This is a genomic window from Micromonospora sp. NPDC047527 (assembly GCF_040643015.1).
Classification (GTDB): domain Bacteria; phylum Actinomycetota; class Actinomycetes; order Mycobacteriales; family Micromonosporaceae; genus Micromonospora.
The window spans coordinates 13,622-27,503 of record NZ_JBEYTK010000004.1 but is presented as its reverse complement, the minus strand read 5'-3'; the positions used below and the strand labels follow the sequence as shown (position 1 = coordinate 27,503).

Annotated in this window: 25 protein-coding genes; all 25 read right to left on the bottom strand. The window is 68.1% G+C overall.

All coding sequences use genetic code 11. The annotated features are described in order from the left end of the window. Window positions 1-84: 84 nt before the first annotated feature. Window positions 85-711 carry a 30S ribosomal protein S4 gene (rpsD, locus tag ABZ808_RS16880; RefSeq protein ID WP_357006894.1) on the bottom strand — a complete coding sequence of 209 codons (627 nt, stop codon included), beginning with the start codon at window positions 709-711 and terminating at the stop codon, window positions 85-87. 13 nt (window positions 712-724) lie between these two features. Beyond that, entirely contained in the window at window positions 725-1,132 is a 408-nt protein-coding gene (rpsK, locus tag ABZ808_RS16875; protein WP_030329919.1) for a 30S ribosomal protein S11, read from the bottom strand. Between the two features lie 87 nt (window positions 1,133-1,219). Further along, complete coding sequence (gene rpsM, locus ABZ808_RS16870; protein ID WP_007465236.1) at window positions 1,220-1,600, bottom strand: 30S ribosomal protein S13; 381 nt, start codon at window positions 1,598-1,600, stop codon at window positions 1,220-1,222. A gap of 267 nt (window positions 1,601-1,867) precedes the next feature. Then, a complete protein-coding gene (rpmJ, locus tag ABZ808_RS16865) occupies window positions 1,868-1,981 on the bottom strand; it encodes a 50S ribosomal protein L36 (RefSeq protein ID WP_088952025.1) in 114 nt (37 codons plus the stop codon). A gap of 91 nt (window positions 1,982-2,072) precedes the next feature. Then, window positions 2,073-2,294, bottom strand: coding sequence for a translation initiation factor IF-1 (gene infA / locus ABZ808_RS16860; protein WP_007073013.1), 222 nt, complete (start codon window positions 2,292-2,294; stop codon window positions 2,073-2,075). A gap of 476 nt (window positions 2,295-2,770) precedes the next feature. Then, a complete protein-coding gene (locus tag ABZ808_RS16855) occupies window positions 2,771-3,379 on the bottom strand; it encodes a DUF1707 domain-containing protein (protein ID WP_357008167.1) in 609 nt (202 codons plus the stop codon). A gap of 475 nt (window positions 3,380-3,854) precedes the next feature. Then, window positions 3,855-4,706, bottom strand: coding sequence for a type I methionyl aminopeptidase (map, locus tag ABZ808_RS16850; RefSeq protein WP_357006891.1), 852 nt, complete (start codon window positions 4,704-4,706; stop codon window positions 3,855-3,857). 87 nt (window positions 4,707-4,793) lie between these two features. Further along, window positions 4,794-5,447, bottom strand: coding sequence for an adenylate kinase (locus ABZ808_RS16845; protein WP_357006888.1), 654 nt, complete (start codon window positions 5,445-5,447; stop codon window positions 4,794-4,796). Next, entirely contained in the window at window positions 5,448-6,776 is a 1,329-nt protein-coding gene (gene secY / locus ABZ808_RS16840; protein ID WP_357006886.1) for a preprotein translocase subunit SecY, read from the bottom strand. A 235-nt stretch (window positions 6,777-7,011) separates the two neighbouring features. Further along, window positions 7,012-7,455, bottom strand: a complete 444-nt coding sequence (rplO, locus tag ABZ808_RS16835; RefSeq protein ID WP_053653930.1) for a 50S ribosomal protein L15 — start codon at window positions 7,453-7,455, stop codon at window positions 7,012-7,014. After that, on the bottom strand, window positions 7,455-7,637 hold the full coding sequence (rpmD, locus tag ABZ808_RS16830; RefSeq protein WP_030329904.1) for a 50S ribosomal protein L30: 183 nt from the start codon (window positions 7,635-7,637) through the stop codon (window positions 7,455-7,457). Before rpmD ends, rplO begins: the two co-directional genes overlap by 1 nt. Continuing rightward, window positions 7,637-8,251, bottom strand: a complete 615-nt coding sequence (rpsE, locus tag ABZ808_RS16825; protein WP_007465263.1) for a 30S ribosomal protein S5 — start codon at window positions 8,249-8,251, stop codon at window positions 7,637-7,639. Before rpsE ends, rpmD begins: the two co-directional genes overlap by 1 nt. A gap of 33 nt (window positions 8,252-8,284) precedes the next feature. Further along, the gene (gene rplR / locus ABZ808_RS16820; RefSeq protein ID WP_030329901.1) at window positions 8,285-8,674 is read right to left on the bottom strand and encodes a 50S ribosomal protein L18; all 390 of its coding nucleotides are present in this window, start codon (window positions 8,672-8,674) and stop codon (window positions 8,285-8,287) included. Next, window positions 8,671-9,213, bottom strand: coding sequence for a 50S ribosomal protein L6 (rplF, locus tag ABZ808_RS16815; RefSeq protein WP_124860508.1), 543 nt, complete (start codon window positions 9,211-9,213; stop codon window positions 8,671-8,673). Before rplF ends, rplR begins: the two co-directional genes overlap by 4 nt. Before the next feature lie 16 nt (window positions 9,214-9,229). After that, window positions 9,230-9,637: a 30S ribosomal protein S8 gene (rpsH, locus tag ABZ808_RS16810; RefSeq protein ID WP_007465270.1), complete on the bottom strand. Its 408-nt coding sequence runs from the start codon at window positions 9,635-9,637 to the stop codon at window positions 9,230-9,232. Between the two features lie 116 nt (window positions 9,638-9,753). Continuing rightward, window positions 9,754-9,939, bottom strand: coding sequence for a type Z 30S ribosomal protein S14 (locus tag ABZ808_RS16805; protein WP_007465272.1), 186 nt, complete (start codon window positions 9,937-9,939; stop codon window positions 9,754-9,756). A 1-nt stretch (window position 9,940) separates the two neighbouring features. Next, a complete protein-coding gene (gene rplE / locus ABZ808_RS16800) occupies window positions 9,941-10,507 on the bottom strand; it encodes a 50S ribosomal protein L5 (RefSeq protein ID WP_355050758.1) in 567 nt (188 codons plus the stop codon). Then, window positions 10,507-10,827, bottom strand: a complete 321-nt coding sequence (rplX, locus tag ABZ808_RS16795; protein ID WP_007465276.1) for a 50S ribosomal protein L24 — start codon at window positions 10,825-10,827, stop codon at window positions 10,507-10,509. Before rplX ends, rplE begins: the two co-directional genes overlap by 1 nt. Then, complete coding sequence (gene rplN, locus ABZ808_RS16790) at window positions 10,824-11,192, bottom strand: 50S ribosomal protein L14 (protein ID WP_023358185.1); 369 nt, start codon at window positions 11,190-11,192, stop codon at window positions 10,824-10,826. Before rplN ends, rplX begins: the two co-directional genes overlap by 4 nt. 97 nt (window positions 11,193-11,289) lie before the next feature. Next, the gene (gene rpsQ, locus ABZ808_RS16785; RefSeq protein ID WP_357006884.1) at window positions 11,290-11,568 is read right to left on the bottom strand and encodes a 30S ribosomal protein S17; all 279 of its coding nucleotides are present in this window, start codon (window positions 11,566-11,568) and stop codon (window positions 11,290-11,292) included. Then, window positions 11,565-11,801, bottom strand: coding sequence for a 50S ribosomal protein L29 (rpmC, locus tag ABZ808_RS16780; protein WP_357006882.1), 237 nt, complete (start codon window positions 11,799-11,801; stop codon window positions 11,565-11,567). Before rpmC ends, rpsQ begins: the two co-directional genes overlap by 4 nt. Beyond that, complete coding sequence (rplP, locus tag ABZ808_RS16775) at window positions 11,801-12,226, bottom strand: 50S ribosomal protein L16 (RefSeq protein WP_053653940.1); 426 nt, start codon at window positions 12,224-12,226, stop codon at window positions 11,801-11,803. Before rplP ends, rpmC begins: the two co-directional genes overlap by 1 nt. A 3-nt stretch (window positions 12,227-12,229) precedes the next feature. Continuing rightward, window positions 12,230-13,099: a 30S ribosomal protein S3 gene (rpsC, locus tag ABZ808_RS16770; RefSeq protein ID WP_007465294.1), complete on the bottom strand. Its 870-nt coding sequence runs from the start codon at window positions 13,097-13,099 to the stop codon at window positions 12,230-12,232. Further along, window positions 13,099-13,557 (bottom strand): 50S ribosomal protein L22, encoded by a 459-nt coding sequence (gene rplV, locus ABZ808_RS16765; protein ID WP_053653942.1) that lies wholly within the window; start codon window positions 13,555-13,557, stop codon window positions 13,099-13,101. The genes rpsC and rplV overlap by 1 nt, the downstream gene beginning before the upstream one ends. Window positions 13,558-13,598: 41 nt before the next feature. Further along, window positions 13,599-13,880, bottom strand: a complete 282-nt coding sequence (gene rpsS / locus ABZ808_RS16760; protein ID WP_357006879.1) for a 30S ribosomal protein S19 — start codon at window positions 13,878-13,880, stop codon at window positions 13,599-13,601. Window positions 13,881-13,882: the final 2 nt, after the last annotated feature.

The following is a 13,882-nucleotide window of genomic DNA, read 5'->3' as shown; positions in this document are numbered from 1 at the left end:
CTTCCGGGACGCCCGCTATTTGACGCCCACGACACAAACTGTTCCGGTGGCCCGCCCCGAAGGACGGGCCACCGCAACGAGCAACTACTTGGAGTAGAGCTCGACGATCAGCTGCTCCTGGACCTGCGTGTCAATGACCTGCCGGGCCGGGAGGGAGTGCACGAGCACCTTCATCTGGCTCGGGATGGCCTCAAGCCATGCAGGAACCGTCTTCGAGCCGGCCTGAGCCTGCGCGACGATGAACGGGGTGAGCTCCTTGCTCTTGGCCCGAACCTCGATGATGTCGTGCTCCTTGACGCGGTACGACGGGATGTCGACCTTCTTGCCGTTCACCGTGAAGTGACCGTGCTTGACCAGCTGGCGGGCCATGTCCCGCGAGTGGGCGTAGCCGGCCCGGTAAACGACGTTGTCCAGCCGCGACTCGAGGATCTGCAGGAGGACCTCACCGGTCTTGGCCTGCTTGCCAACGGCTTCCTCGTAGTAACCGCGGAACTGCTTCTCCAGCACGCCGTAGACACGGCGGGCCTTCTGCTTCTCGCGGAGCTGGAGCAGGTACTCCGTCTCCTTGGTGCGGCCGCGGCCGTGCTGCCCGGGCGGGAACGGCCGGGACTCGAACGGGCACTTCGGACCATCGCACTTGCTGCCCTTGAGGAACAGCTTCATCTTCTCCCGCCGGCAACGGCGGCAGTCAGCACCGGTGTAACGAGCCATCTCTCTCTACCTCTCAGACCCGACGACGCTTAGGCGGACGGCATCCGTTGTGCGGCTGCGGGGTGACGTCGGCGATCTGGCCGACCTCCAGCCCGACGGCCTGCAGCGAACGGATCGCGGTCTCCCGGCCGGAGCCGGGGCCCTTGACAAACACGTCGACCTTGCGCATGCCGTGCTCCATGGCGCGACGCGCGGCGGCCTCGGCGGCCAGCTGCGCGGCGAACGGAGTCGACTTGCGGGAGCCCTTGAAGCCCACCTGGCCAGCGGAGGCCCAGGAGATGACCGCACCGGTCGGGTCCGTGATGGACACGATGGTGTTGTTGAACGTGCTCTTGATGTGCGCCTGCCCGTGGGCGACGTTCTTGCGTTCCTTGCGCCGGACCTTCTTTACAGCGGCTCCGGCACGAGCCTTCGGTGGCATAAGTCTGTGCGCTCCTAGTTGACTTTCCGGACTGGGTTGCGGCCTGGCCCACCTCGGCGGCGGCCGACCCCGTCATCCGGTTAAGAACTACTTCTTGCCGGGCTTCTTCTTGCCGGCGACGGTCCGCTTCGGGCCCTTGCGGGTCCGTGCGTTGGTCTTGGTCCGCTGGCCACGCACGGGCAGGCCCCGGCGGTGCCGGATGCCGGCGTAGCAGCCGATCTCGACCTTGCGGCGGATGTCAGCGGCGACCTCGCGGCGCAGGTCGCCTTCAACCTTGTAGTTGCCCTCGATGTGGTCGCGGAGCTGCACGAGCTCCTCGTCCGTGAGGTCCCGAGCGCGCTTGTCCGGCGAGATGCCGGTAGCGGCGAGTGTCTCCAGGGCGCGGGTGCGACCGACCCCGAAGATGTAGGTGAGCGCGATCTCCATCCGCTTCTCGCGGGGGAGATCCACGCCGACTAGACGTGCCATGTGCGGGCGTACTCCTCGTGATGTGTGGCGGAGGTGTGGACCCGTCCCATCCCGCTACCGGCCGTCCCGTCTTTCCGACGCTGTCAGCGCCGGCGACCGGGATCGGTCGCTGCCCGAGCGGGCCCCGGCCTCCGACCGGGGGTCAGCCACGCAGGAGTACGTCTTCACGTACCGCTCGCGGCTGGGACGAGCATGTGTGTTGTGTGTGTCGCTAAGGATCTGCCCGAACCAACGCCACCCGACCGTGTCCGGCCGGACGGGCTGAGATCAGCCCTGGCGCTGCTTGTGGCGCGGGTCGCTGCAGATGACCATGACCCGGCCGTGCCGGCGGATAACCCGGCACTTCTGGCAGATCCTCTTGACGCTCGGCTTGACCTTCACGGTTGCCTTACTTCCCATCTGGCCCGGGGACGCGCGTTGCACGACACCAGACGTCGAAGACGGACACGGGACTTCCCGGCCGCCGTCAGGACTACTTGTAGCGGTAGACGATGCGCCCGCGGGTCAGGTCGTACGGCGAGAGTTCGACGACGACCCGGTCCTCCGGCAGGATGCGGATGTAGTGCTGCCGCATCTTGCCGCTGATGTGAGCCAGCACCTTGTGGCCGTTCGCGAGCTCCACGCGGAACATGGCGTTCGGCAGGGGCTCGATGACTCGACCCTCGATCTCGATGGCTCCGTCTTTTTTCGGCATGTCCTCCGCTGTCCTGACGTCGATTGCTCCGGGCGGCCCACAACGCCTTACACGGGAACTGACCAAGATCAGAAGCCCGCGCCAGCCGCGGCTCCAGCTCCCACCGAAGCGCAGGGTGGGCATGCCGGAGTGGACGCTGTGCGCCGAACAGAAAGTGTACGCCGGCCTGCACGCCGTCGCCAAACCGGCCGGGCACCCGACCACCGTGTCGGCCGCAGGCCCGCCGCGCAGGCACCCGATGATCTTCGCGAGACCACCGCTGGCGGGTCCGCATTGCTCGACCAGCGCACCGGGTGCGGACCGGCGATGACGGGAGTCAGGCGGCGGGTGACGGGGCGGCGGGAGTCCGGGGGTCGGGGGTCGGGGGCCGGAGGCCGAGGGCCGAGGGCCGAGGGCCGGGGGCCGAGGGCCGGGGGGCGGGCGGCGGTGACGGAGGCTAGGCGGCGATGGCGGGAGACAGGCGGCCTAGCGACGGGTCAGCCTGCCGGTCGTGGTTCATCCCGTTCATCCGGTTCGCCCCGTTCGCTGGCGCGCAGCTCGCGCCGGCGCTCCCGCTTCGCCCGCTTGCGCTGACGCCGGCGCTCCCGCTCAATCGCCCGGCGTCGAGGCTCTCCCCCGGCCAACCCGGTGATCGTGCGAACCACCAGCACCGCACCCCACGGCCCGGCCACCCAGGCCGGCCAGAAGTAGAGCAACTCCCCGCTGAGCAGCGACGTCACCGCCCAAACAGCCACCACGATGCCGATCGCCTGCAGATACGGCAGCCACACCTCAGCCAGCCACCGAGCGGTGACACCACTCGCCGACGGCACGGGCTGGCCGTCCACCACCCCACTCAGCGGCTCGGCCGGAGGGCTAACCGACGGGTTGGCCGGCGCCAGCGCCGAACGCTCCGCAGGCGCCACCGGGGGCAGGTCGGCCAGCAGGGCGTCGAGCTCGGCGTACGTGCGCGCCGCGTACGCGTTCTGCACACGCTCGTCGTACTCGTGCAGGTCCAGCCGACCCTCGCCGAGAGCAACACGCAACCGGTCGGCCACCGCCTCGCGATCCGCGTCCGCCGCTCGCATCCCGTCGCGCCCGTCCATGCCGGCAAGCATGCCACCCGTGCGCCCGTCGCGTCCGGCCCACCCCGCCACCTTGATCCACTCGCGGCGAACGCCCTTGATCCACTCCATGTCGCCGATATCGGTGTATCAGCCGAGCGGGATACCCCCAGATCGGCGATATGGAGTCGATCAACTCACGCTCGCCGACGCGACGGGACCGGTCAGGGCGCGGTCGGCGCGACGGGACCGGTCGAGGCACGGTCGACGCGACGGAACCGGTCACGGCCCGGTCGACGCGGCGGGACCCGTCACGGCCCGGTCGACGCGGCGGGACCCATCACGGCCCGGTCGACCCGACGGAACCCGGTCACGGCCCGGCCGACGCGACGGGACCGGTCACGGCCCGGTCGACCCGACGGAACCCGGTCACGGCCCGGTCGACCCGACGGAACCCGGTCACGGCCCGGTCGACCCGACGGAACCGGTCACGGCCCTGTCGACCCGACGGAACCGGTCAGAGGGCGGTTGAGGCTGCGGGCTCGCGCGCGGTCACCAGGTCGCCGAGGCGAGCCCGACCGCCGTCGAAGGCCGTGAGCACCCAGACGCCGTCCGGCAGCAGCGCCATCGAATGCTCGACGTGCGCGGCGGCCGAGCCGTCCCGGGTGACGACCGTCCAACCGTCGGCCAGTTCGACCGTACGCGGCGACGCCATGGTGATCATTGGCTCGATCGCCAACGCCATGCCGGGGACCAGTCGGGGGCCCTTGCCGGGCCGGCCGTGGTTGAGCACGTGCGGGTCCTGGTGCATCTCGGTGCCGATGCCGTGTCCGCCGTAGCCGTCGACGATGCCGTACCGGCCGCCCTTGCGGACGGCGGTCTCCACGGCGTGCGAGATGTCCGTGAGGCGCCCCTTGCCGCTGGCCGCACCCCGCGCGGCGGCGGCGATGCCGGCCCACATCGCGTCCTCGGCGACCTCGGCCATCTTCAGCAGCGCCGGGTCGACGTCGCCGACGCCGACGGTGATGGCGGAGTCGCCATGCCACCCGTCCAGCACCGCACCGCAGTCGATCGAGATCAGGTCGCCGTCGGCGAGCACCTGCTTGGGCGAGGGGATGGCGTGCACGATCTGCTCGTTGACCGACGAGCAGATCGACGCCGGGAAACCGTGGTAGCCCTTGAACGACGGGACACCGCCGGCCTCGCGGATCGTCGACTCAGCGATGGCGTCCAGATCGGCGGTGCTCACCCCGGGCGCCACCGCCTCGCGCATGCGACGCAGGGCCTCGGCGACCACCAACCCGGCGGCCCGCATCTTCTCGATCTGGTCAGGGGTCTTCAGCTGGATATCCAGCTGGGGACGACGCATGGAGCGATTACCTTTCGTTGCCGAACAGCGGGGCACGTCACGCGTACCCCGCTGTTCGCACTCTATCCGCCGTGGCCCGGCCGGACCTCAGCCGCCGTACGACCGCAGGGCATCGATGGCCCGGGTGGTGACGTCCTCCACCGGGCCGGTGGCGTCGATCCCGACCAGCTTGCCCTGGGCGCCGTAGTAGTCGACCAGGGGCGCGGTCTTCTCGCTGTACTCCCGCAAGCGGGTGGCGATGGTCTCGGGCTTGTCGTCGTCCCGCTGGAACAGCTCGGCGCCGCACCGGTCGCAGATGCCCTGCCGGGTGGTGGCGTCGAACTCGACGTGCCAGATCTTGCCGCAGCCCCGGCAGGTACGCCGGCCGGACAGTCGCCGGATCACCTCGTCGTCGTCGACCACCAGCTCCAGGACCAGATCCAGCGCGGTGCCCAGGTCGGCGAGGAGCTTGTCCAGGGCAGCGGCCTGCGGAGTCGTCCGCGGGAAGCCGTCGAGCAGGAAACCCTCGCTGGCGTCGGGCTCGGCGAGCCGGTCCCGGACCATGTTGATGGTGACCTCGTCCGGAACCAGCTCACCCGCGTCCATGTAGCGCTTCGCCTCGACACCGAGTGGCGTGCCCTGGGTGACGTTCGACCGGAAGATGTCACCGGTCGAGATCTTCGGCACCGAGAGGTGGGCGGCGATGAACTCGGCCTGTGTGCCCTTGCCCGCGCCCGGCGGGCCAACCAGAACGAGTCTCATCTACCGCAGGAACCCTTCGTAGTTCCGCTGCATGAGTTGGCTCTCGATCTGCTTCACGGTCTCCAGACCGACGCCGACCATGATGAGCACAGCGGTGCCGCCGAACGGGAAGTTCTGGTACTGCTGGTTGTCCAGCCAGATGAAGAAGAAGTTCGGCAGGATCGAGATGACACCCAGGTAGAGCGCGCCCGGCAGGGTGATCCGACTGAGGATGAAGTCCAGGTAGTCGGCGGTCGGCTTGCCCGGGCGGATGCCCGGCACGAACCCGCCGTACTTCTTCATGTTGTCCGCGACCTCGGTCGGGTTGAACGTGATCGAGACGTAGAAGTACGTGAAGAAGATGATCAGCAGGAAGTAGACCGAGATGTAGATCGGGCTGTCCGGTGCGACCAGGTTGTTCTGGATCCACGCCTGGGTCTTGCCCGGGTCGGTCTGGTCGAAGAACTGCAGGGCCAACTGCGGCAGGTAGAGCAGCGACGAGCCGAAGATGACCGGGATCACACCAGCCTGGTTGACCTTGAGCGGGATGTAGGTCGAGGTGCCGCCGTACATCCGCCGGCCGATCATCCGCTTGGCGTACTGCACCGGGATCCGGCGCTGTGCCTGCTCGATGAAGGTAACCGCGGTGATGACCACCAGGACCAGCGCGATGACCAGGGCGAACATGTCCCAGCCCTTGCTGGTCTTGATCTGCCAGCCCTCGCTGGGCAGCCGGGCCGCGATCGAGGTGAAGATCAGGACCGACATGCCGTTGCCGACGCCGCGGTCGGTGATGAGCTCACCGAGCCACATGACCATGCCGGTGCCGGCGGTCATCGTCATCACCAGGATGGTCAGGGTCAACCAGTCCGGGATGCCGGTGCCGGTGGGGATGATCGGGAACTGGTCACAGCGGTTCTGGAAGAGCTGGCCGGAACGGGCCAGGGCCACGAACGCCGAGGCCTGCAGCACACCGAGACCAAGAGTCAGGTAGCGGGTGTACTGGGTGATCTTCGCCTGGCCGGCCTGGCCCTCCTTGCGGAGCTGCTCCAGGCGCGGGATCACGACGGTGAGCAGCTGCAGGATGATCGACGCTGTGATGTAGGGCATGATGCCCAGCGCGAAGACCGAGAGCTGGAGTAGCGCTCCACCGGAGAAGAGGTTGAGCAGATTCAGCACACCCGTGGTCTCACCCTGGAGGGTGTCGAGGCACTTCTGCACGTTGCCGTACGAGACGCCCGGACTGGGCAGCGTGGCACCCATCCGGTAGACCGCGATGATGCCTACTGTGAACAGCAGCTTCTTGCGCAGGTCAGGCGTACGGAACGCACTGAGAAAGGCGGACAGCAACTTCTTCCTCCTGCGCGAGGCGGGCCGCCGGTGATCCCTGGCGGGTCGGGGTGGATCCCGGGCGAGTGCCCGGAATCCATGGCTGGGATGGGACTCTAACAGCCCTATCCCCCTCCGGGCAGATGCGCCCGGCTACATAAACAGATTCCGATATTACCGGGCGCATACGCCCCAGGCAGACCATGGCGCCCGCCCAGTTGCTCACAACCGGACGGGCGCCATGGGTCGTACGTCCTTACAGCTCGGTGGCGGAGCCACCGGCAGCGGCGATCTTCTCCTTGGCCGACGCGCTGAACGCGTGCGCCGACACCTGGAGCGCCACCCCGCCGAGGTCCCCGGTGCCGAGGACCTTGACCGGGTGGCCCTTGCGGACCGCCCCAGCCTCGACCAGCTCGAGCGGGCCAACCTGGCCACCATTCGGGAACAGCTCGGCGAGCCGGTCCAGGTTGACCACCTGGAAGACCACCTTGAACTTGTTCTTGAAGCCCTTCATCTTCGGCAGGCGCATGTGGATGGGCATCTGCCCACCCTCGAACGCCGCCGAGATGTTCTTGCGGGCCTTGGAGCCCTTGGTACCGCGACCAGCGGTCTTGCCCTTGGAACCCTCACCGCGACCCACACGGGTCTTCGCGGTCTTGGAACCGGGCGCCGGGCGCAGATGGTGCACCTTGATCGTCATTACTCAACCTCCTCGACCTTCACGAGGTGGTTGACCGTGAAGATCATGCCGCGGATCTCGGGCCGGTCTTCCTTGACCACCACGTCGTTGATCCGCTTGAGACCGAGCGAACGCAGCGAGTCGCGCTGGTTCTGCTTGGTCCCGATGCCGGACCGGAGCTGGGTGACCTTCAGGCGTGCCATCAGCGCGCCACCCCCGCACGCGACGCCAGCATGGCGGCCGGCGCGACGTCCTCCACCGGCAGGCCACGACGCGCCGCGACCTGCTCGGGGGACTCAAGCCCCTTCAGGGCCGCCACGGTGGCGTGCACGATGTTGATCGGGTTCGACGAGCCGAGGCTCTTGGAGAGCACGTCGTGGATCCCGGCGCACTCCAGCACGGCACGCACCGGACCACCGGCGATGACACCCGTACCGGCCGAGGCCGGCTTGAGCAGCACCACGCCAGCGGCGTCCTCACCCGTCACCGGGTGCGGGATCGACTGGCCGATACGCGGAACCTTGAAGAAGTGCTTCTTGGCCTCCTCGACACCCTTGGCGATGGCCGCGGGCACCTCCTTGGCCTTTCCGTAGCCCACGCCGACCGTGCCGTCGCCGTCGCCCACGATCACCAAGGCGGTGAAGCTGAAGCGACGACCACCCTTCACGACCTTGGCGACGCGGTTGATCGCGACGACCCGCTCAAGGTGCGGGGTCTTCTCGACGGGCGCGTTTCCGCGGCCGCCCTCACGGCGGTTGTCGCGGCGACCACCCTCGTTGCCACCGGACCCGCCGCCACGGCGCTGTTGACCTGGCATCAGCAGCCTTCCTTATCTCTCGTGACGGGGTTGTTAGAACTCGAGCCCGGCTTCGCGGGCGGCGTCGGCAAGCGCGGCGACTCGCCCCGCGTACCGGTTGCCACCGCGGTCGAAGACGACCTTGGAGACGCCGGCGGCCTTGGCCCGCTCGGCGAGCAGTGCGCCCACCTTGCCGGCGAGGGCGCTCTTGTCGCCCTCGGCACCGCGCAGCGAGGCGTCCAGGGTCGACGCCGACGCCAGGGTGTGACCCTTGGTGTCGTCGACGATCTGGGCGACCATGTGCCGCAGCGAGCGGGTGACGACCAGGCGCGGACGCTCGGCCGTACCGCTGACGTTCTTGCGGACGCGGAAGTGCCGACGCGCACGCCCAACGGCGCGCTTGGCGGCGACGCCGCGGCGGCGCTTGAGCAGCGTGGCGCTCACTTCTTACCTGCCTTTCCGGCCTTGCGGCGGATGACCTCGCCCTGGTACTTCACGCCCTTGCCCTTGTAGGGCTCCGGCGGGCGGATCTTCCGGATGTTGGCGGCGACCTCACCGACCTGCTGCTTGTCGATGCCAGCCACGTGGAACAGGGTCGGCCGCTCCACCGTGAAGGTGATGCCCGCCGGGGCGGGGACGACCACCGGGTGCGAGAACCCGAGCGCGAACTCAAGGTCCGAACCCTTGGCGGTGACCCGGTAACCGGTGCCGGCGATCTCCAGGCTCTTGCGGTAGCCCTCGGTGACCCCGACGATCATGTTGGCAACCAGCGTACGGCTCAGGCCGTGGAGCTCCTTGGCCTTGCGCTCGTCGTTCGGCCGGTTGACGCTCAGCTGCCCATCCTCGGCCCGCTCGATCGTGATCGGCTCGGCGAGGGTGTGCTGGAGCTGGCCCTTGGGGCCCTTGACCTTGACGGTCTGCCCGTCGATCGTGATGTCGACGCCGGCTGGTACCGGGATCGACTTACGTCCAATTCGCGACATTTCTACCTGTCTCCCGTTACCAGACGAAGGCGAGGACTTCCCCGCCAACACTCCGCTTGCGGGCCTGCCGGTCGGTCAGCAGCCCCTGGGACGTCGAAATGATCGCCACGCCCAGCCCACCGAGCACCCGCGGGAGCCCGTCCGACTTGGCGTACACCCGGAGACCGGGCTTGGACACGCGCTTGATGCCGGCCAGGCTCCGCTCGCGGTTCTGGCCGTACTTCAGCTCGACGACCAGTCGCTTGCCGACGGCGCCCTCCTCGGGCTCCTCGACCGACCAGGTGGCGATGTAACCCTCGGCCTTCAAGACCTCGGCGATGTTCGCCTTGATCTTGGAGTAGGGCATCTTCACCTGATCGTGGTACGCCTGGTTGGCGTTACGCAGACGCGTGAGCATGTCTGCGATCGGGTCGGTCATCGTCATGGATTTCGTCAGCCTTTCTCGCCGGGGTTCCCGGGGCACCAGCCCCGGGCCTACGGCGAAGAGCAATACCTAATCGGTGCAGGAGTTCCCGGCCGACAGCCGGGACGCGGTCGCCCTTACCAGGAAGCCTTGGACACACCCGGCAGCTCACCGCGGTGGGCCATCTCCCGGATGCAGACCCGGCACAGCCCGAACTTGCGGTAGACCGCCTTCGGACGCCCGCACCGCTGGCAGCGGGTGTACGCGCGAACCGAGAACTTCGGCTTCGCGGCCGCCTTGATGATCAGCGCCTTCTTGGCCATCTCAGTTCTCCTTGAACGGGAAGCCCAGGAGCTTGAGCAGCGCCCGGCCCTCGTCGTCGGTCGTGGCGGTCGTGACCACCGTGATGTCCATGCCCCGCTGGCGATCGATCCGGTCCTGGTCGATCTCGTGGAACACCGACTGCTCGGTCAGACCGAACGTGTAGTTGCCGTGCCCGTCCAGCTTGCGCCCGTCCAGGCCGCGGAAGTCGCGGATACGCGGCAGCGCGATGGACAGCAGCCGGTCCAGGAACTCCCACATCCGGTCGCCGCGAAGGGTGACCTTCGCGCCGATCGGCATGCCCTCGCGGAGCTTGAACTGCGCGATGGACTTGGTCGCCCGCCGCACCTGCGGCTTCTGGCCGGTGATCGTGGCGAGGTCACGGACCGCGCCGTCGATCAGCTTGGCGTCGCGAGCAGCCTCGCCGACACCCATGTTGACGACGATCTTGACCAGCCGCGGCACCTGCATGGGGTTGCCGTAGCTGTTCTGCTCACGCAGCTGGGCCACGATCTCGTTGCGGTACCGCTCCTTGAGGCGCGGCATGGTCTTTTCGGTAGCCGTGGTCATCACAGGTCCTTACCGGTGCTACGCGCGATGCGGACCTTCTGGCCGTTGTCGTCGATCCGGTAACCGACGCGCGTCGGCTTGCCGTCGGAGTCCAGGACCTGCACGTTCGAAACGTGGATCGGGGCCTCCTGGGTGACGATGCCGCCGGTCTTGGCGCCACGCTGGGTGGTGCTGATGCGGGTGTGCTTCTTGACCCGGTTCACGCCCTCGACCAGGACCTTGTCCTGCCGCGGGTAGGCCGCGATGACCTTGCCCTTGGCACCCTTGTCCTTGCCGGCGATGACGACGACCGTGTCGCCCTTCTTGACCTTCACGGTCACAACACCTCCGGCGCGAGGGAAATAATCTTCATGAACCGCTTGTCCCGCAGCTCCCGGCCCACCGGGCCGAAGATGCGGGTACCGCGCGGGTCCCCGCCGTCCTTGATGATGACGGCGGCGTTCTCGTCGAAGCGGATGTACGAGCCGTCCGGCCGCCGCCTCTCCTTGGCGGTGCGGACGATGACCGCCTTGACGACATCGCCCTTCTTGACACCGGCACCCGGGATCGCGTCCTTGACGGTGGCCACGATGACGTCGCCGATGCTCGCGTAGCGCCGACCGGAGCCACCGAGAACCCGGATGCACAGGATCTCCCGAGCACCCGTGTTGTCGGCGACGCGCAGTCGCGACTCCTGCTGAATCACGTCTATCTCCTATGTCTGCCGGTTCTCCGGCCGCCATGGCGGCCGGAGCCTGGCGGAACCAACGCCCGACGCAACGCCGGGCGAGCTCGAGCCTTCGCTACTTGGCCTTTTCCTGGATTTCCACGATCCGCCAACGCTTGGTGGCGCTCAGCGGCCGGGTCTCCATGATCAGGACCCGGTCGCCGATGCCGGCGGCGTTCTGCTCGTCGTGCACCTTCAGCTTGCGAGTACGGCGCATGATCTTGCCGTACAGCGCGTGCCGAACCCGGTCCTCGACCTCGACCACGACGGTCTTGTCCATCTTGTCGCTGACCACCAGGCCCTCGCGAACCTTACGGCGCGCGCGGGTGGCGTCAGTGGCGGTGTTCTCGGTCATGATGCAGTCACCTCAGTCGGCGCAACCGAGAGCCCCAGCTCACGCTCGCGCATGATCGTGTAGATCCGGGCGATCTCCCGACGGATGACCTGCAGCCGCCGGTTGTTGTCCAGCTGCCCGGTTGCGGCCTGCACGCGGAGGTTGAACAGCTCCGCCTTGGCCTCCCGCAGCTTCGTGACCAGCTCCTCCTCGGAGAGCTCACGCAGCTCGGTCGCCTTAACGCCCGCTGCCATCAGGATTCACCCACTTCGCGCGTAACAATGCGGCACTTCATCGGGAGCTTGTGGATCGCGCGACGCATGGCCTCTCGCGCGGTCTGCTCGTTCGGGAAGGACATCTCGAAGAGAACCCGCCCCGGCTTGACGTTGGCGACCCACCACTCGGGCGAACCCTTACCGGAACCCATCCGGGTCTCGGCAGGCTTCTTGGTGAGGGCCTGGTCCGGGAAGATCGTGATCCAGACCTTGCCACCACGCTTGATGTGACGGGTCATCGCGATACGTGCCGACTCGATCTGTCGGTTCGTCACGTACGCCGGCTCGAGAGCCTGGATCCCGAACTCGCCGAACACCACCCGGTTACCACCCTTGGACGCGCCACTGCGGTCCGGGTGGTGCGGCTTGCGGAAGCCCTTCGGGGGCTTGCGCGGCATCAGCATCTGTCAGCCCTCCTGCTGCGTTTCTGCCGGAGCAGCCGCGGCGGCGACAGCAGCGCTGTCGACCGGCTCGCCGCTCGGCGTCTCGGCCTGCTGCGCGATGGTCGTCGCAGCAGCCCGACCGGCCTCGGTGCCACCAGCCGTGGTGCCGGACGAACCCGACCGGCCACGGCGCGGACGCTCGGGACGGTCGCCGCGCTCACCACGACGCGGGCGGGACGGACCGGCCTCGGCCGGAGCCTCCCGGCCCGGGACGGCGTCACCCTTGTAGATCCAGACCTTCACGCCGATCCGACCGAAGGTGGTACGGGCCTCGAAGAAGCCGTACTCGATGTTGGCCCGCAGCGTGTGCAGCGGGACCCGACCCTCGCGGTAGAACTCGGTCCGGCTCATCTCGGCGCCGCCGAGGCGACCCGAGACCTGCACGCGGATGCCCTTGCAGACCGGGTTCTTCATGGCCGACTGCATGGCCTTGCGCATCGCCCGACGGAAGCTGACCCGGCTGGACAGCTGCTCGGCCACGCCCTGCGCGACGAGCTGTGCGTCCGACTCGGGGTTCTTCACCTCGATGATGTTCAGCTGCACCTGCTTGCCGGTGAGCTTCTCGAGCTCGCCGCGGATCCGGTCGGCCTCCGCACCCTTACGGCCGATGACGATGCCCGGCCGAGCGGTGTGGATGTCGACCCGGACCCGGTCGCGGGTGCGCTCGATGTCGACCTTGGAGATGCCGGCACGCTCGAGGCCCTTGGACATCATGCGGCGGATCTTGACATCCTCGCCGATGTAGTCCTTGTAGAGCTTGTCCGCGAACCAGCGGGACTTCCAGTCGGTCGAGATGCCGAGCCGGAACCCAGTGGGGTGAACCTTCTGACCCATTACTCGGCGTCCTCCGTCTTGCTCTGCGCTTCGGCCGGTGCGGCCTCCGTGGCCGGGGCGGCCTTCTTCGCCGCGGCCTTCCTCGGCGCTGCCGGCGCGACCGCTTCGACCACCACGGTGATGTGGCAGGTGCGCTTGCGGATCCGGTACGCCCGACCCTGCGCCCGCGGCTGGAACCGCTTCATCGTCGGGCCCTCGTCCACGAACGCCTCGCTGACGAGCAGCGCGCCGGGGTCCAGCCGCTCGTTGTTCTCCGCGTTGGCGATCGCGCTAGCGAGCACCTTGTACACCTGCTCGCTCGCAGCCTGCGGCGCGAACTGCAGCACCGTGAGAGCCTCCTTCGCGGGCAGGCCGCGGACGAGGTTGACCACCCGGCGCGCCTTCATCGGCGAGATGCGCACGTGCCGCGCAACCGCCCGCGCGCCCGGAAGCACCGGAGCGTCGCCCTTTCCTGGCATCGCTGTAACCCCTTGTTCCCTCTATCCGTATGCCCGCGGCGTCAGCGCCGACGGCTCTTCCGGTCGTCCTTCTCGTGACCCTTGAACGTGCGGGTCAGCGCGAACTCGCCGAGCTTGTGCCCGACCATCGCCTCGGTCACGAACACCGGGACGTGCTTGCGTCCGTCGTGCACGGCGATCGTGTGCCCCAGCATCTCGGGGATGATCGTCGAGCGCCGCGACCAGGTCTTGATCACGTTCTTCGTGCCCTTGTCGTTCTGCACTTCCACCTTCTTGAGCAGGTGGTCGTCTACGAACGGGCCCTTCTTCAGGCTGCGAGGCATGT